The organism is Uruburuella suis (genome assembly GCF_004341385.1).
Taxonomy (GTDB): domain Bacteria; phylum Pseudomonadota; class Gammaproteobacteria; order Burkholderiales; family Neisseriaceae; genus Neisseria; species Neisseria suis.
On sequence record NZ_SLXE01000028.1, the window covers coordinates 16,800 to 34,206 of the forward strand.

The following is a 17,407-nucleotide window of genomic DNA, read 5'->3' on the forward strand; positions in this document are numbered from 1 at the left end:
AACGGGTAGGCGCTGCTGACTACACGTGATAACATAACGGCTTTATTTCGCCGTGTGAAACGTTTTCAGACGGCCTCCACGCATACATAATCAGGATTCAGCAATATGGACGATTTAATCAAAGAAGCCGCGCTTCATTTCCACGAATATCCCAATCCGGGCAAAATCCAAATCACCCCCACCAAGCCCTTGGCCACCCAATACGATTTGTCGCTGGCTTATTCGCCCGGCGTGGCCGCGCCCTGCATGGAAATCTACAACGACCCGCTGGCTTCCTATAAATACACCGCCCGCGGCAATTTGGTGGCGGTGATCTCCAACGGCACCGCCGTGCTCGGCTTGGGCAATATCGGCGCGCTGGCCGGCAAGCCCGTGATGGAAGGCAAGGGCGTGTTGTTTAAAAAATTTGCCGGCATTGATGTGTTTGATTTGGAAGTGAACGAAACCGATCCCGATAAAATCGTCGACATTATCGCCTCGCTGGAGCCGACTTTCGGCGGCATCAACCTCGAAGACATCAAAGCGCCCGAATGCTTTTATATCGAGAAAAAGCTGCGCGAGCGCTGCAACATTCCCGTGTTTCACGATGACCAACACGGCACCGCCATCATCACCGCCGCCGCCGTGCTCAACGGCTTGCGCGTGGTGGGCAAAGACATCGAACACGCCACTTTGGTGTGCTCCGGCGCCGGCGCAGCGGCGATTGCCTGCCTGAATTTGCTGGTGGCTTTGGGCATGAAGCGCGAAAACATTACCGTGTGTGATTCTAAAGGCGTGATTTACCAAACGCGCGAAGACAAAGAGCGCATGGATGAATCGAAAAAACATTACGCCATTGCCGACAACGGCCAGCGCGTATTGGCCGATGCCGTGCCCGGCAAAGATATTTTCCTCGGCCTCTCCGGTCCCAATGTGTTGAGCCCCGAAATGCTCAAAGGCATGAATGAGCATCCTATTGTGCTGGCGCTGGCCAATCCGCAGCCGGAAATCTGGCCGCCCGAAGCCAAAGCCGCGCGCCCCGATGTGATTATCGGCACCGGCCGCTCTGATTTCCCCAATCAGGTCAACAATGTATTGTGCTTCCCGTTTATTTTCCGCGGCGCGCTGGATGTGGGCGCCACCACCATTAATGAAGAAATGAAGCTCGCCTGTGTGCGCGCCCTGGCCGATTTGGCCATGGCCGAGCAAAGCGATGTGGTGATGGGCGCTTATGGCGATGCAGATTTGCATTTCGGCCCCGAATACCTGATTCCCAAGCCTTTCGACCCGCGCCTGATTGCCACCATTGCGCCGGCCGTGGCGCAAGCAGCGATGGATTCCGGCGTGGCCACGCGCCCGATTGAAGACATGGCCGCTTATGTCGAAAAACTCAATCAATTTGTGTACAAAACCAGCCTGTTTATGCGCCCGGTGTTTGCCCAAGCCAAAAAAGACATCAAGCGCGTGGTGTTGGCCGAAGGTGAAAACGAGCGTGTGCTGCATGCCGCCCAACAAATCGCTTCTCAAAAAATGGCGTTTCCCGTGCTGATCGGCCGCCCTGCCGTGATTGAAGAAAATCTGCAACACCTCGGCCTCACCATCCAGCCGGGCAAAGATTTCGAATTGATCGATATTGAAAACAACCCCCATTATGAAGCCTCTTGGCAGGAATACTACAACCTGCTCAAACGCAAAGGCGTTACCGAAGAGATGGCGCGCCGCCGCATGCTGGCCAACAACACTTTGGTCGGCGCGCTGATGGTGCGCTTGGGTCATGCCGATGCGCTGGTGTGCGGCATGGTGGGCCGTTATCGCGATCATTTCAAGATCATGGAAGACGTAATCGGCTACAACAACCCCGAGCAACACGCGTTTGCCATGAATGCGCTGATTCTCAACCAAGGCAATTTCTTTATCGCCGACACTTATGTCAACACCAATCCCACCGCCGAGCAATTGGCGCAGGGCACGTTGATGTGCGCCAAAGAAATGCAGCGCTTCGGCATCACCCCGAAAGTGGCTTTGCTTTCCAATTCGAACTACGGCTCGATCGACAATGCTTCCAGCAGCAAAATGCAGGAAGCCCTAAAGCTGATTCAGGCGCAAAATCCCGAGCTGCAAATCGATGGCGAAATGCAGGGCGATGTGGCCATGATGGAAGACATGCGTCAGCAGATTTTCCCCGAGAGCACCTTTAAAGGCTCGGCCAATTTGCTGGTGATGCCCAACATCGAAGCGGCCAACATCAGCTACAACCTCTTGCGCGTGTCGTCTTCAGACGGCATCACCATCGGCCCGATTCTGATGGGCATGAACCAGCCGGTACACATCATCACCCCGATTTCCACCGTGCGCCGTATTGTGAACATGGTGGCGCTGGCTGCGGTGGATGCGCAGCGGCAGTAAGCTTGCCGCGGGTGCCGCGCAATCGGTTTGCTTGCGCTGCGCTTGAATAGGTGAATAATCGCAAGTAATCATCAATAGGCCGTCTGAAAAGCTTTCAGACGGCCTATTTTGTGTTTGTTTGCATGGTTGAGATTTCTGCTCGTTTTAATCTTTTATCTATAGTGAAATGCAAGAAAAAGTGACACAAAACTATGCACTATAACAGGTAGGTTGGGTTGCCAAACCCAACGTTTCAGATGGCCTGTGGGCTTGTTGGGTTTTCAACCCAAGCTACCCGTTGTGTCACTTTTTCCTGTATTCCACTATATATACCGCATTGTGAAGAAAACCTCAGGCCGTCTGAAAACTTTTCAGACGGCCTGTTTAATGCTTGATTGCATAATTTAAGACTTCTGTGCTTCTTCATCCAGCGATTGCAGCCACGCCAGTTTTTCGCCGATTTTGATTTCCAGCCCGCGCGGCACGGGTTGGTAAAAGTCCGGTTCGGCCATGCCCTCGGGCATATAGCTTTCACCGGCGGCATAAGCGTGCGGCTCGTCGTGGGCGTAGCGATATTCGCGGCCATAGCCCAGCTCTTTCATCAGCTTGGTGGGGGCGTTGCGCAGATGCACGGGCACTTCGTCGCTGGCGTTTTGTTTTACAAAAGCGCGCATTTGGTTATAAGCCATATAGCCGGCGTTGGATTTGGCAGCGGCAGCCAGATAAAGCACGGCTTGCGCCAGCGCCAGCTCGCCTTCGGGGCTGCCCAAGCGCTCGAAGGTGGCGGCGGCTTCGTTGGCGATTTGCAGGGCGCGAGGGTCGGCCAGGCCGATGTCTTCCCAGGCCATGCGCACAATGCGCCGCGCCAAGTAGCGCGGGTCGGCACCGCCGTCGAGCATGCGGCAAAACCAATAGAGCGCGGCATTGGGGTGGGAGCCGCGCACGGATTTGTGCAGCGCGGAAATTTGGTTGTAGAAGCTCTCGCCGCCTTTGTCGAAACGGCGGATTTGGCTGCCGAGGCTGTTGGCCAAAAATTCGGCAGTCAGTTCGGTAATATTTTGCGTTTGCGCGGCGCGCAGCAATTGCTCGAGCAAATTGAGCAGGCGGCGCGCATCGCCATCGGCGGTGGTCAGCAGCAATTCGAGCGCATCATCGTGAATGCGCATATTTTGATAATCGGGCAGGGCGAATACTTTATCGGCAAGCTGCTTTAATTCTGCCGGATTCAGCGATTGCAAAGTGTAAACCTGAGCGCGGCTCAATAAGGCGGGGTTGACTTCAAACGAGGGGTTTTCGGTAGTGGCACCGATAAAGGTTAACAGGCCGCTTTCCACATGCGGCAAGAAGGCATCTTGCTGGGCTTTGTTGAAACGGTGCACTTCATCCACAAATAAAATGGTGGCCTGCCCTTGTTGCAGCGCGATTTCGGCTTTTTCGATGGCCTCACGGATGTCTTTCACGCCGGAAAACACGGCGGAAACCGGCAGAAATTGGGCGTTGAAGCTTTGCGCCAAAATGCGCGCCAGCGTGGTTTTGCCCACACCCGGCGGCCCCCACAGCAGCATGGAATGCGGTTTGCCGCCTTCCACCGCCACGCGCAAAGGCTTGCCCGCGCCGATTAAATGCTGCTGGCCGATCACTTCTTCGAGCGAATGCGGGCGCAGGCGCTCGGCAAGCGGGGCATCGGGTTGGCGGGAAAATAAATCGGGCATGTCGGTATCCTTATTCAGACGGCCTTTATTATAGCGCAAGCATTCGCCTGAATAGGCACCTTGCGGTACAATGCGCTGCAATATGTTTTCAGACGGCCGAAGCTTGATGATGAACGAGCGCGATAAAATGTTGGCAGGGTTGCCGCACAACCCGATGGATGCTGCTTTAAATGCAGAGCGTGAGCGCGCCAAAGAATGGCTGCACGATTACAATGTGTGCACGCGGCCGGGCGATATGGCGCGGCGGCGTGAATTGATGGCGGCGCTCTTGGGCAAAGGCGGCGAAAGTGCGTATATCGTGCAGCCGTTTTATTGCGACTATGGCCGCTATATCGAAGTGGGCGATAATTTTTTCGCCAATTTCAATTGCACCATGCTGGATGCGGGCGGCATCAAAATCGGTGATAATGTGCTGCTGGCACCGAATGTGGGTTTATACACCGTCGGCCACCCGCTGGATGCGGGCTTGCGCAATCAAGCTTGGGAAGATGCCAAGCCGATTGTGATTGGCGATAATGTGTGGATTGGTGCAGGCTGCACTATTGTGGGCGGAGTGACCATCGGCGACAATGCCGTGATTGCGGCGGGCAGCGTGGTGACCAAAAATATTCCGGCCGATATGCTGGCCATGGGCATGCCGTGCAGGCCGGTGCGCAAGATTACCGAGGCCGATCGTGCTGCTTATCAGGCGCGCATCGACGAAGCAAATGTTTGATTGATTGGGAAAAACTGATATGAAAAAAGTGTGGATGGCAGGCTTGGCGGTGTTGGCTTTGGGCGCATGCAGCGCCGATGGCGGCAGCTTGAACAGCGGCTTGGATATGGGCAATTCGCTGGTGAAAGCCGCGGTGGACAATCAATGCCGCACCGAATTGAACAAACGCAACGAATGGCGCCTGGCCATGCTCACCCAAAGCGCCGAGCAGCAGCAGGTTTGGGAAGATAAAATCTGCGGTTGCGCCAGCGAAGAGGCACCCAATCAGATGACGGCCAACGAGCTGATGCAGGTGGTGAATCCGGCCACGCGCACGCAGGCCGTGGCCAGCGTTACCGCCAAAACCGTTACTGCGTGTGTGAAGCGCTTGTATAGCAAATAAATGTTTTCAGACGGCCTGTCGCGTTGGCAGGCCGTCTGAAAGCTTGTTGAAAGCCTGTGCTCAGGCCGAATTGTGAAAAGAGACAATACCATGAAATACATCAGCACCCGTGGCGACACCGATCCGAAACCGTTTAGCGAAGTATTGTTGATGGGCTTGGCGCCCGATGGCGGCCTGATGCTGCCCGAGCATTACCCGCAGGTGAGCGCGCAAACGCTTGAATCTTGGCGCGGCTTGAGCTACCCCGATTTGGCTTTTGAAGTGATGCGCCTTTTTATCACCGATATTCCGGTGGCCGATTTGCGCGACATCATCAACCGCACCTACACCGAAGCTGCGTTTGGCACAAAAGCCATCACGCCCGTGCGCACACTCTGCGACGGCATCAAAATCGAAGCGCTCTCCAACGGCCCCTCGTTGGCCTTTAAAGATATGGCGATGCAGTTTCTCGGCAACGCGTTTGAATATGTGCTGCAAAAAGAGGGCAAAACGCTCAATATTCTCGGCGCCACCAGCGGCGACACCGGCTCGGCGGCCGAATATGCCTTGCGCGGCAAAAAAGGCGTGAATGTGTTTATGCTCTCGCCCGACGGCAAAATGAGCGCATTCCAGCGCGCGCAAATGTATAGCCTGCAAGATGAAAATATCCACAATATCGCCATCGAGGGCATGTTTGACGATTGCCAGGATATTGTGAAAGCGGTGCAAAACGATGCCGAATTCAAAGAAAAATACCACATCGGCACGGTGAATTCGATCAACTGGGGCCGCATTGTGGCGCAAGTGGTGTATTACTTTGCCGGCTATTTCAATGCCACTTCCAGTAATGAGCAAAAAGTGAGCTTTTGCGTGCCCAGCGGCAATTTCGGCAATGTGTGCGCCGGCCACATCGCCCGCCAGATGGGCTTGCCGATTCACCGCCTGATTGTGGCCACCAATGAAAACGATGTGCTCGATGAGTTTTTCAAAACCGGCGAATACCGCCCGCGCCTGCCCGAATTCACCCACATCACCTCCAGCCCGTCGATGGATATTTCCAAAGCCTCCAACTTCGAGCGCTTTGTGTTTGACTTGATGGACAGAGATGCGGTGCAGATTTTGGCTTTGTGGGCGGAAGTAGGCGTGGGCGAGGGCTTCGACCTGAATTTGCAGCTGGATAAAATCCGCCACCGCTATGGCTTTGTGTCGGGCAAGAGCCTGCATCAAGACCGCCTGGCCACCATTGCCGCTGTGTATCAAACCGATGGTGAATTAATCGACCCGCACACGGCCGACGGCATCAAAGTGGCGCGCGAAGTGCGCGAGCCGGGCGAATTGGTGGTGTGTTTGGAAACCGCGCTGGCGGCCAAATTTGAAAAAACCATTCATGAAGCCGTGGGCAACGAAGTGGCGGTGCCGCGCCCGGCGGCGCTGGCGGGGCTGGAGGGCTTGCCGCAGCGTGTGCAGGTGCTGCCCAATGATGCTGCTGCCGTGAAGCAGCTGATTCGTGAGGCGCTCGAAGCATAAGCATCAATCGAAAGAGGCCGTCTGAAAAGCAGAATGATGTTCAGACGGCCATTGAATGTTCAGCAGCAAGCGTTGTTGGCGTGTGTGTTTGCGCGTACAATGGCGCTTTTGCTCTAAAGCGAATAATCTGAATATGCAACCATTGCAAGAGCCGACGGCCTGGCAGCTCTACCGGCGCTTGGCCGTTTACCTCAAAGGCTATTGGAAAGTCTTCACCGTGGCCATCGTGGCCATGCTGGTGGTGGCTGCCACCATGCCTTTATTCGGCTATCTGCTCAAGCCTTTGATTAACGAAGGCTTTGTCGATAAAAACATGCAGAGGATGAGCTGGCTGCCGCTGGCCATCGTGGCGCTGTTTATTGTGCGCGGTGTGTTTAACTTTATCAACGAGTATTGCACCAGCTATCTTTCCAGCCATTTGGTGCAAAGCATGCGCCAAGAGATGTTTGCCAAGCTGATGAAGCTGCCTTCGTCTTATTTCAGCAGCCACGCCAGCGGCCGCGTGATGTCGCGCGTGCTCAACGATGCCAATCAGATTGCCGATGCCGGCTTTAATGTGATTACCGTGCTGGCCAAAGACGGCGTGAGCGTAATCGGCTTGCTGGGCTTGCTGATGTATCTCAACTGGCGGCTGACGCTGATTACTTTCATCATCTTGCCGGTGGTGATGGTTAGTGTGCGCTTGGTGAGCAAGCGCTTGCGCCGCCTCTCGCACGGCAACCAGCAGCAAATGGGCCAGATGACGCAAGTGCTCAACGAGAGCATCGACGGTGCGCGCGTGATTAAGGTTTACGGCGGCCAAAAGCGCGAAACCGCCCGCTTTGAAAACAGCGCCGCCGGTGTGCGCCGCAATAATGTGAAGCAGGCCGCGGCCAGCTCGCTGGGCACCAGCGTCACCCAAATCATGGCTTCGGTGGCCTTGGCAGCGATTATGTATACCGCCGCGTTTGAAGCGAAAAATGAAGGCTTCAGCGCCGGCGATTTCATGTCGTTTTTATCGAGCATGATTATGATGTTCGACCCGATTAAGCGCATGACCGGCGTGATGCAGTCGCTGCAGCGCGGTTTGGCGGCGGCTGAGAGCGTGTTCAGCTTTTTAGACGAGCCTGAAGAAGCCGACGGCGGCACGCAGCATTTGAGCGGCAAGCCCGGCAAAATCGAATTTGTGAATGTGGTGCACCGCTATGACGATGCCGAGCGCAACAGCCTCAACGGCATCAATCTTGCTGTGCCGCAAGGCGGCGTGATTGCGCTGGTGGGCGCATCCGGCTGCGGCAAAACCACGCTGGCCAACCTGATTCCGCGCTTCTTCAACCCCACCGAGGGCGAAGTGCGCATCGGCGGCACCGATATCCGCGAATACACGCTCGAGAGCCTGCGCGAGCAAATGGCGCTGGTGAGCCAAGATGTGGTGCTGTTTAACGACACCGTGGCCGGCAACATCGCCTACGGCCAACTGGGCAAAGTGAGCGAAGCTGAAATTATCCAGGCGGCCAAAGCGGCCAATGCCTGGTCGTTTATCCAGGCCATGCCCAAGGGGCTCGCCACCGAAGTGGGCGAAAATGGCCTCAAGCTCTCCGGCGGCCAGCGCCAGCGCATCGCCATTGCGCGGGCATTGCTGAAAAATGCGCCGATTTTGATTCTCGATGAAGCCACCAGCGCGCTGGACAACGAATCGGAGCGCTTAGTGCAGGCCGCGTTGGAAAACCTGATGCAAAACCGCACCACCATTGTGATTGCCCACCGCCTCTCCACCATTGAAAAAGCCGATAATATCGTGGTGATGCACGAAGGGCGCATTGTGGAGCAGGGCACGCATACCGATTTGCTCGCCAAAGGCGGGCGCTATGCCGATTTGCATAATCTGCAATTTGATGACACGCCGTCTGAAAACCTTCAGACGGCCTCTTGAATATTCATACGAAAACTAGGAAACCGACATGGCAGCATTCAACACTCAGAAAGTTTTGTCTGTCCACCACTGGACCGATGCTTACTTCACCTTTACCTGCACCCGCGACGAATCATTGCGTTTTGAAAACGGCCAATTCGTGATGGTGGGGCTAATGGTAGAGGGCAAGCCGCTGATGCGCGCTTATAGCGTGGCCAGCGCCAACTGGGAAGAGCATCTGGAATTTTTCAGCATCAAGGTGCAAGACGGCCCTCTGACCAGCCGCTTGCAGCATTTGAAAGCAGGCGATGAAGTGTTGGTGAGCAAAAAACCCACCGGCACGCTGATTTGCGGCGACCTCAATCCGGGCAAGCATTTGTATTTGCTCTCCACCGGCACCGGTATTGCGCCTTTTTTGAGCATCACCAAAGACCCGGAAGTGTATGAGCAATTTGAAAAAGTGATTTTGGTGCACGGTGTGCGCTACAAACAAGACTTGGCTTATTATGAGCGCTTCACCCAAGAATTGCCCGAGCACGAATATTTGGGCGAGATGGTGAAAGAGAAGCTGATTTATTACCCGGTAGTGTCGCGCGAAGAATTTCCGCACCGCGGCCACATCACCGATTTGATGATGAGCGGCAAAATGTTTGAAGACATCGGCCTGCCGCCCATCAACCCGCAAGACGACCGCGCCATGCTCTGCGGCAGCCCGGCCATGCTCAAAGATACCAGCGGCGTGCTCAACCATTTCGGTCTCACCGTGTCGCCGAAAATGGGCCAGCGCGGCGACTATCTGATCGAGCGCGCTTTTGTCGACCAATAAGCCGCAGCGGCTTTTGCCGCAGCACAAAGGCAGCCCCGCTTGAGGCTGCTTTTTCGCGTTTGCCATGCTTTGAAACACCGGCCCTTCCACTTTCGCCCCGCACATTATGAACAGCCTGATTACCCTGATTTCTATTTTAACGCCGCTTTTTCTCGGCTTTTTCATCCGCGTGCCCAAGCGCTGGCTGCCTTTGGTGGATAAAAGCCTCGGCGCTTTGGTGTATCTGATTTTGGCCTTAATCGGCGTGTCGCTGTCGCGGGTGGAAAATTTAGGCACGCAGATGAGCACCATTCTCGGCTCGGCGGCTTTGCTGTTTGCCTGCGTGATCGGGCTGAACCTGCTGGTGTTGATGTGGTTCGACCGCCGCCATCCGTGGCAGGTGCAAGGCAGCGGTAGAAAAGCGAATGTGAGTATTGTCGGCAGCATCAAGCAGCTGGGCTGCGTGCTGTTGGGCTTTGTGTTGGGCAAGGCGATGCACGATGTGTGGCTGCCGTCTGAAAACCTCGGCACCTATTGCCTGATGTTGTTGGTGTTGCTGGTGGGCATACAATTGCGCAGCAGCGGCATCACGCTGCGCCAGGTGCTGATCAACAAGCGCGGCGTACAAACCAGCGTGTTGATTACCTTGTCGGGCTTGTGCGGCGGGCTTTTGTTTGCCGCCTTGCAGCCGGATGTGTCGTGGAGCAAGGGCTTGGCGCTCGCTTCGGGTTTTGGTTGGTATTCGCTCTCGGGCATTGTGATGACCGAAGCCTACGGGCCGGTGTGGGGCAGCGTGGCCTTGCTCAACGATTTGGCGCGTGAATTTTTTGCGCTGGCGTTTATCCCGATGCTGATGCGCCGCCATCCCAGCGCGGCGGTGGGCGTGGGCGGCGCCACCAGCCTCGATTTCACCCTGCCGGTGATTCAAAGCTCGGGCGGGCTTGCGGTGGTGCCGCTGGCCATCAGCTTCGGTTTTATCATTAATGTGCTCGCGCCCGTGCTGATGGTGGTGTTTTCTACCGCTCATTTTTAAATGCTTGCGCCGGAAAAACTTATTTGGGAAAATACATTCCATAAATTAATGATATGAATAAAGAAACCGTCATGCCGCCAAGAATCCAACGACACGAAAAAATCATCGCGCTGGTGCGCGAACACGGCTTTATGCCCATCGATACATTGGCGCGCGAATTGGATGTCACGCCGCAAACCATTCGCCGCGACATCAATTTATTGTGTGAGGAAAACATTTTGCGCCGCTATCACGGCGGTGCGGCGCTGGGCGAGAGCCTGGAAAACGAAGATTTTTTAAGCCAGAAAAACAAATTGCAAAGCGAAAAAGCGCATTTGGCCGATTTGGTGGCCGCGCATATTCCCGACAATGCTTCTTTGTTTATGAGCATAGGCACCACCATCGAAGCGGTGGCGATGGCGCTGGTGAAAAACCATAAAAACCTCTGCATCATCACCAACAATATCCATGTGGCGGCGATTGTTTCCGGCCGCAGCGACTACACCGTAATCATCACCTCGGGCGTGGTACGCCCCGTGGATGGCGGTGTTACCGGTGTGGCCACGGTGGATTTTATCAATCAGTTTAAAGTGGATTATGCCGTGTTGAGCGCTTCGGGCATCGAGCCCGACGGCTCGCTGCTGGATTTCGACTATAAAGAAGTGAGTGTGATGCAGGCGATGATGGAAAACGCGCGCACCCGCTATCTGGCCGCCGATCAGCGCAAAATGAGCCGCAACGCATTAGTGCGCATGGGCGACATCACCGAATTTGATGTAGTGTTTGCCGATGAAGCGCCCAATGAAGCCATACGCAAAAAGCTGGATGAGGCGGGCGTGGAATGTGTGGTGGTGGGGCAGGCCGCAGAAGAGCAGACGTGAGATTTTTCAAAAAATGATATGGTGGAATGCATAAAAAAGTGATGCGGGCGTATGTGGCAAGCCATACACGCCGAAGCTGTTCAAGCCGTGTGCGTGGCTGCGCACACCCTACACATGATTTGAGATTTCTTATTTTTGTATCTGTTTTTCTTTGATTTCACGATAAGTGTTGCCCATTTAAAAAGCCAAATCAAAAGGCCGTCTGAAAACTTTTTCAGACGGCCTTTTGATTTGAAAACGGTTTATTTGCAGCTCACACCTTGGATTTGCGGTTTGCTGCCGCTGCCCACTTTAAACACACATTGGGTGGCGCTGCTGCCGGATACGGTGAGGTTGCCGCCGGCAAGGCTCAGATTGACCGGCTCTTTCACGCCCATGCTCACGGCGGTGGAGGCGAGTTTTTGTGCATCGTCGGCTGAGTAGCCGCTGTTGTTGGCGGCGATTTTGATTTCTTTGGCTGCATAAGCGTTGGCGCCGAGGGCCAGTGCGGCAACGGCGGCGAGCAGGGCAAAGCGTTGGGTTTGCTTCATCGGTTTTCCTTTAATCATCAGCGTGTGAAGTCACACGTTTGTCGGGCTAGAATAGGGGCAAAAAGAGGGATTTGCAAGATTGGGCGGCTTTTTTTACCGGCGTGTGTGGTAAGTTGGGCTGATTTTACGTTTATTAATCTGTGCGGGCGTGGTTTAAAAACCGGCTGCCGCAGGTGGGGCGGTGAAGACGCTGGGCATTCGCTGAAGCCGGTTTCTATTGAATCGGCTCAGGCCGTCTGAAAAAGCATTTTATGGCTTTCAGACGGCCTTCGGTGGGAAAGTGCGGTATGATAAAGCATTGTTTTAATAACCATATGCGCCTGAGCTGGTTTGCGGCCGGTTTTGTGCAGCGGGCAAGGCGGGGGGAGGGAATATGAATGCGATGGAATTGAAAATTCCGCCGCCGCTGGTGTGGCTGGTGTGCGCTGCGGCGGCTTGGTTGAGCGCACATTATCTGCCGGCAAGGGCGCTGGATATGGCGGCTTTGCGCTGGCTGGTTTGGCCGTTGCTGTTGTGCGGCGTGCTGCTAGCTTTGCCTGCGCTGGCGCTGTTTGTCCGCGCACGCACCACCATGCATCCGCGCGCACCTGAGCGCAGCAGCCGCTTGGTGACGGGCGGCGTGTATCGTTTCAGCCGCAATCCGATGTATTTGGCGCTGGCGCTGTTGCTGCTCGCTTGGGTGTTGTGGCTGGGCAATGGGGTGGGGCTGGTGTGGCCGGCGCTGTTTGCGGCTTATCTCACCCACTTTCAGATTGTGCCCGAAGAGCGGGCGCTGGCGGCGAAATTCGGGCAGGAATATGCGCAATATTGCCGGCGGGTGCGGCGCTGGTTTTAAAATATAAACAGGCCGTCTGAAAGCTTTCAGACGGCCTGTTTTATTGAGATGAATCATTGATTTGAATGACGGCTATTGCAACACTTCGGCAAATGCATCGGCCACATAATCGATGTTGCCTTCATTGAGGCCGGCCACGCACATGCGTCCGGAGGCCACGAGATACACGGCGAATTCGTCTTGCAGGCGCTGCACTTGCGCCGGGCTCAAGCCGGTGTAGCTGAACATGCCGCGCTGGCTGAGGAAATAGCCGAAATCGCGGCCGGGCACTTTGGCGCTGAGCACATCGTAAAGCTTTTGGCGCATGGCGCGGATGCGGTCGCGCATGGCATACACTTCATTTTCCCATTGGGCGCGCAAGGTTTCGCTATTCATCACGGCTGCGGCGATATAGCCGCCGTGTGCCGGCGGGCTGGAATAGATGCGGCGTACGCCAGCTTTGAGCTGGCCGAGCACCAATGCGGCTTCTTCGGCGCTCGGACACACCACGCTCAGGCCGCCGACGCGCTCGCCGTAGAGCGACATATTTTTGGAAAACGAGTTGCTCACCAGCAGTGGCAAGCCCATGGCGGCGGCTTGGCGGATGGCATAGGCATCGCTATTCAAATCATCGCCGAAGCCTTGGTAGGCGATGTCCATAAATGGAATCAGGCGGCGGGCTTGGATAATGTCGAGCACCGCATCCCATTGCGCGGGCGTAAGGTCGACGCCGGTGGGATTGTGGCAGCAGGGGTGCAGAATCAGAATGCTGTGCTCGGGCAAACTGAGAAAAAAAGCCAGCATTTCTTCAAATTTCACGCCGCCGGTGGCGGGGTTGTAGTAAGGATAAGTGCCGGTGGGAATGCCGGCGCCTTCGAAAATGCTTTTGTGGTTGTCCCAAGTGGGGGCGCTCACATAGGCTTGCGCTTCGGGAAACCAGCGCTTCAGAAAATCGGCGCCCACTTTGAGCGCACCCGAACCGCCCAGGGTTTGGATGGTGGCGATGCGCTTTTCGGCCAACGCCGGGTGATTTTGCCCAAACAGCAGGTTTTGCACGGCGCTGCGGTAGGCGGCCAAGCCTTCCATCGGCAGATAGGGGCGCGGCTGCGCGGTGGCGGCACGCTCGATTTCGGCGCTGCGCACGCAATCGAGCAGCGGCAGCCTGCCGTGGTTGTCGAAATAAATGCCGATACCGAGGTTGACTTTTTCGGTGCGCGGGTCTTGGTTGAAGGTTTCAACCAGGCTGAGAATAGGGTCGCCGGGGTAGAATTCGACGTGTTGGAACATAAACGTTTATCCTTGTTTTACGGGTGTTTGAGAGGTGCTTTGTATGCCCTGATTGTACACAGATTGGGGGAAATGGCTAGAGTAGAGGAGGCCGTCTGAAAGGGTTCCGACGATCTTCATTTGAAAATGTGCGTTTAGATGTTATGCGAAAAAGCAGAGTAAAAAGCACAGCACCAAAAAAAGATAAATGCAATCCAAAGGTATTTATAGCGCCACATTTCTCGAAACCGGATTTTATGTTTGCATTGTTCATCCAGTTTTTTTAAAAGAACAGATCTTTCGACACCTTCAGTTTTTTGCTCAATCTCTCGTTGCAGTATTTTAACGGCTTGCACAATAGAAATGTCCCAAGCATCAAACTGCATTTTTCTGCTTTTGTTGGCAGAGCGGAAAGCCTCTAGTGATAAGCCAACATAGAAAAAACCAACGCAGATATAGGCTGAAATTTGTAGCGGTGTTTGGCCTTTCAGACTTGCACAACTCATGGAGGCCAATAGTAACCAAACGGCTTGTTTGTTAAACGCGCTATGGTAGGAAATAATTTGTCTTTCTAATTGATTGATTTCATATTCCAGATTTATTAAGTTCATTTGATACCTTTCATTTCAAATACCATAATTATGAAGAAAAGTAAGATAGAGGCCGTCTGAAAAAAACCGCACCCTGTATTTTGCAGGGTGCGGTTTTCAATCAAGATTATTGCTTAGCAGCAACGCCCGCCGTTGGCACCGCAGCGGCGCTTGCGGCAATAATCCTGAAACTGCAATTCGGTCATCACGGGCGCGTTGGGATTATGCTTGCGCTGCTGGGCAACGTAGTTTTCATAATCGGGCACACCTACCATCAGATTGGCGGTGAGGCGGGCGGTTTTCCACGCGCGCTTGATGCGTTGCAGTATTTTATGGCTCATTGGCTTTCACCTCGTTACGGTAAACCGCCGGCACTTCTTTGGCAGTAGGCCATGCCACTTTACGGGCTTTCAGCGCCACGCGCAAGCCATACACGCCCACAATCACCACCACCGAGAGGAAAAGCACGGTGAGGCCGGAGTTAACATAATCGTTAAAGGCGATTTGGTGCATCTGCGCCACATCTTTGGCCGGTGCCAAAATTTCACCACGGGCGGCGGCGTCTTTAAATTTGGCAGCGTGTGCCAAAAAGCCGATTTTCGGGTTGGTGTGGAACAATTTTTGCAGGCTGGCGTAGCAGGTAACAAACAGCACCAACACCGCAGGCACCAAGGGCACCCACACATAGCGCTCTTTTTTCATCTTCACCAAAATCACGCTCACCATAATCAAGGCCACGCCGGCGAGCATTTGGTTGCCGATGCCAAACAGAGGCCAGAGCGAGTTGATGCCGCCCAAGGGATCGGTTACGCCGGTGTAGAGGAAATAGCCCCACAAAGCCACGGCCAGGAAAGTGGCCGTCAGGTTGGCGGGCAGCGAATCGGTGTTGCCGAAAGGTTTGATGAAAATGCCGCCCAAATCTTGAATCATAAAGCGGGCCACGCGCGTGCCGGCATCCACGGCGGTGAGGATAAACAAGGCTTCAAACAAGAGCGCGAAGTGATACCAGAAAGCCATCATCGCTTCGCCCGGAATCAGCTGGCTCATAATGTGCGCCATGCCCACGGCCAAGGTGGGTGCGCCGCCGGCGCGGGAAAGAATGGTGTTTTCACCCACGGCATCAGCGGTGTGCAAGAGCGTGGCCGCATCAATCGGGAAGCCCATTTGGGTAACCACTTGCGCTGCCTGCACGGCATCGGTGCCGATAAGGGCGGTGGGGCTGTTCATGGCGAAATAAATGCCCGGGTCGAGCACAGAGGCCGCTGCCAGCGCCATGATGGCCACGAAGCTTTCCATCAGCATGCCGCCGTAGCCGATCATGCGCACATGGGTTTCGTTTTCAATCATTTTCGGGGTGGTGCCTGAAGAAATCAGCGCATGGAAGCCCGACACCGCGCCACAGGCGATGGTGATAAACAGGAAGGGGAACAGGCTGCCTGAGAACACGGGGCCGGTGCCGTCGATAAATTTGGTCACCGCGGGCATTTCCAGCGCCGGGCTCACCACGATGATGCCGATGGCCAAGCCGATGATGGTGCCGATTTTCAGGAAGGTAGACAAATAATCGCGCGGGGTGAGCAAGAGCCACACCGGCAACACCGCGGCCACGAAACCATAAATCATAATGGCCCAAGTGAGCTGCACGCCGGTGAGGTCAAACCAATGGGCGTATGAGCTGTTGGCCACGTTTTCGCCATACACAATCGCCAGCATCAGCAAAATAAAGCCGACAATGGAAATTTCACCGATTTTGCCCGGGCGGATATAGCGGGTGTAGATGCCCATAAAGAGCGCAATCGGCATGGTGGCGGCAATGGTAAACGTGCCCCACGGGCTGTGGGTGAGTGCTTTAACCACAATCAGCGCCAACACGGCCATGATGATCACCATAATCATCAAAATGCCTACCGAAGCGATAATGCCGGCGGTGGTGCCCAGCTCCTGCTTCACGATGTCGCCCAAAGAGCGGCCGTCGCGGCGCATCGAGATAAAGAGCACCATCATGTCTTGCACGGCACCGGCAAACACCACGCCGAAAATAATCCACAAAGTGCCGGGCAGATAACCCATTTGCGCGGCCAGCACAGGGCCCACCAAGGGGCCGGCGCCGGCAATGGCGGCAAAGTGGTGGCCAAACAGCACGCCTTTGTGCGTGGGCACATAATCGAGGCCGTCGTTATGGCGCTCGGCGGGCGTGAGGCGGTTGGCGTCGAGCTCCATCACCTGATTGGCGATAAAGAGGCTGTAGAAGCGATAGGCAATGCAATATACGGAAATGGCGGCCACCACCATCCATACGGCGCTTACCTGCTCGCCCCTGCTCATGGCCAAGGTGGTGAAGGCGGCTAAGCCGACCAGCACCACGATGCCCCAAAGCAGAAACGTTTTTATGTGTTTCATGGCGTATCCTTAAATGAGATAAGTTGAGGTTAGGGAAATTATTGACACACAAAGCCGCTCGGGCATTTGTGTGTAGTTTTTTGTAGCTTTTGAATCGCTGCGCAAGGTTAACATATTTACACAAAAGTGAATATGCCGTTAATAAGGTAATTCTTTTGATTCTTGAGTCAAGTCAAGAAAGATGAAAGGCCGTCTGAAAACAGGTGATTAGCGTTGATGCAAACATATCGTTCACAAGGAAATAATAAAGATAAATAAGCTGGATATTCAAAGGCTTGTATTGCATTTGCAAACAGCATATGTTTACAGCATTTCGGCTTGCCTGGTGCGACCCGGTGCAAGTGTTGCATTTTCAACCTCAGGCCGTCTGATACCGATTCAAAAAAGTAAGCTAATACCAATTCGAAAAAATAAGATAACAAGGCGGCGAGCCGAAGACAGTACACCTATAGATTCGGCAATTAAATATTGAAATTTCAACATTAATCCCCATTTCTCCCCAATGGAAAAAGAAGACGGAAGAAAACTTGCAGCCGAAG

The 17,407-nt window shown here is 54.5% G+C and carries 15 protein-coding genes; 9 read left to right on the forward strand and 6 right to left on the reverse strand.

Annotation, left to right across the window (positions count from 1 at the left end; translation table 11 throughout):
- Positions 1-105: 105 nt before the first annotated feature.
- Positions 106-2,385, forward strand: a complete 2,280-nt coding sequence (locus tag EV680_RS09535) for an NADP-dependent malic enzyme (protein WP_132954509.1) — start codon at positions 106-108, stop codon at positions 2,383-2,385.
- A 383-nt stretch (positions 2,386-2,768) separates the two neighbouring features.
- Here EV680_RS09535 and EV680_RS09540 read toward each other — a convergent pair whose 3' ends face one another.
- Positions 2,769-4,076, reverse strand: coding sequence for a replication-associated recombination protein A (locus EV680_RS09540; RefSeq protein WP_132954524.1), 1,308 nt, complete (start codon positions 4,074-4,076; stop codon positions 2,769-2,771).
- A gap of 70 nt (positions 4,077-4,146) precedes the next feature.
- Between EV680_RS09540 and EV680_RS09545 the strand changes: the two genes are divergently transcribed.
- The 7 genes from EV680_RS09545 to EV680_RS09575 all read left to right on the forward strand — a co-directional run bounded on the left by EV680_RS09545 (position 4,147) and on the right by EV680_RS09575 (position 11,268).
- Positions 4,147-4,791, forward strand: a complete 645-nt coding sequence (locus EV680_RS09545; RefSeq protein WP_243650386.1) for a sugar O-acetyltransferase — start codon at positions 4,147-4,149, stop codon at positions 4,789-4,791.
- A 19-nt stretch (positions 4,792-4,810) separates the two neighbouring features.
- Positions 4,811-5,173 carry a hypothetical protein gene (locus EV680_RS09550; protein ID WP_132954510.1) on the forward strand — a complete coding sequence of 121 codons (363 nt, stop codon included), beginning with the start codon at positions 4,811-4,813 and terminating at the stop codon, positions 5,171-5,173.
- A gap of 90 nt (positions 5,174-5,263) precedes the next feature.
- On the forward strand, positions 5,264-6,679 hold the full coding sequence (gene thrC / locus EV680_RS09555; protein WP_132954511.1) for a threonine synthase: 1,416 nt from the start codon (positions 5,264-5,266) through the stop codon (positions 6,677-6,679).
- A 133-nt stretch (positions 6,680-6,812) separates the two neighbouring features.
- Positions 6,813-8,591 carry a lipid A export permease/ATP-binding protein MsbA gene (msbA, locus tag EV680_RS09560; protein ID WP_132954512.1) on the forward strand — a complete coding sequence of 593 codons (1,779 nt, stop codon included), beginning with the start codon at positions 6,813-6,815 and terminating at the stop codon, positions 8,589-8,591.
- Between the two features lie 28 nt (positions 8,592-8,619).
- A complete protein-coding gene (locus EV680_RS09565; protein ID WP_132954513.1) occupies positions 8,620-9,396 on the forward strand; it encodes a ferredoxin--NADP reductase in 777 nt (258 codons plus the stop codon).
- 106 nt (positions 9,397-9,502) lie between these two features.
- Positions 9,503-10,408, forward strand: coding sequence for a LysO family transporter (locus tag EV680_RS09570; RefSeq protein ID WP_132954514.1), 906 nt, complete (start codon positions 9,503-9,505; stop codon positions 10,406-10,408).
- A gap of 71 nt (positions 10,409-10,479) precedes the next feature.
- Positions 10,480-11,268, forward strand: coding sequence for a DeoR/GlpR family DNA-binding transcription regulator (locus EV680_RS09575; protein ID WP_132954515.1), 789 nt, complete (start codon positions 10,480-10,482; stop codon positions 11,266-11,268).
- 242 nt (positions 11,269-11,510) lie between these two features.
- Here EV680_RS09575 and EV680_RS09580 read toward each other — a convergent pair whose 3' ends face one another.
- Positions 11,511-11,798 (reverse strand): hypothetical protein, encoded by a 288-nt coding sequence (locus EV680_RS09580; RefSeq protein ID WP_132954516.1) that lies wholly within the window; start codon positions 11,796-11,798, stop codon positions 11,511-11,513.
- Positions 11,799-12,171: 373 nt separating this feature from the next.
- Here EV680_RS09580 and EV680_RS09585 point away from each other — a divergent pair, with 373 nt between their 5' ends.
- Positions 12,172-12,633 carry a methyltransferase family protein gene (locus EV680_RS09585; RefSeq protein WP_132954517.1) on the forward strand — a complete coding sequence of 154 codons (462 nt, stop codon included), beginning with the start codon at positions 12,172-12,174 and terminating at the stop codon, positions 12,631-12,633.
- Positions 12,634-12,705: 72 nt separating this feature from the next.
- Here the strand turns inward: EV680_RS09585 and EV680_RS09590 are convergent, their stop codons facing one another.
- The 4 genes from EV680_RS09590 to EV680_RS09605 form a co-directional block, all read right to left on the reverse strand.
- Entirely contained in the window at positions 12,706-13,899 is a 1,194-nt protein-coding gene (locus tag EV680_RS09590; RefSeq protein WP_132954518.1) for an amino acid aminotransferase, read from the reverse strand.
- A gap of 134 nt (positions 13,900-14,033) precedes the next feature.
- Positions 14,034-14,489 (reverse strand): hypothetical protein, encoded by a 456-nt coding sequence (locus EV680_RS09595; protein ID WP_132954519.1) that lies wholly within the window; start codon positions 14,487-14,489, stop codon positions 14,034-14,036.
- Between the two features lie 113 nt (positions 14,490-14,602).
- Positions 14,603-14,809 carry a YbdD/YjiX family protein gene (locus EV680_RS09600; protein WP_132954520.1) on the reverse strand — a complete coding sequence of 69 codons (207 nt, stop codon included), beginning with the start codon at positions 14,807-14,809 and terminating at the stop codon, positions 14,603-14,605.
- Positions 14,799-16,868 (reverse strand): carbon starvation CstA family protein, encoded by a 2,070-nt coding sequence (locus EV680_RS09605; protein ID WP_132954521.1) that lies wholly within the window; start codon positions 16,866-16,868, stop codon positions 14,799-14,801. The genes EV680_RS09600 and EV680_RS09605 overlap by 11 nt, the downstream gene beginning before the upstream one ends.
- Between the last annotated feature and the right edge of the window lie 539 nt (positions 16,869-17,407).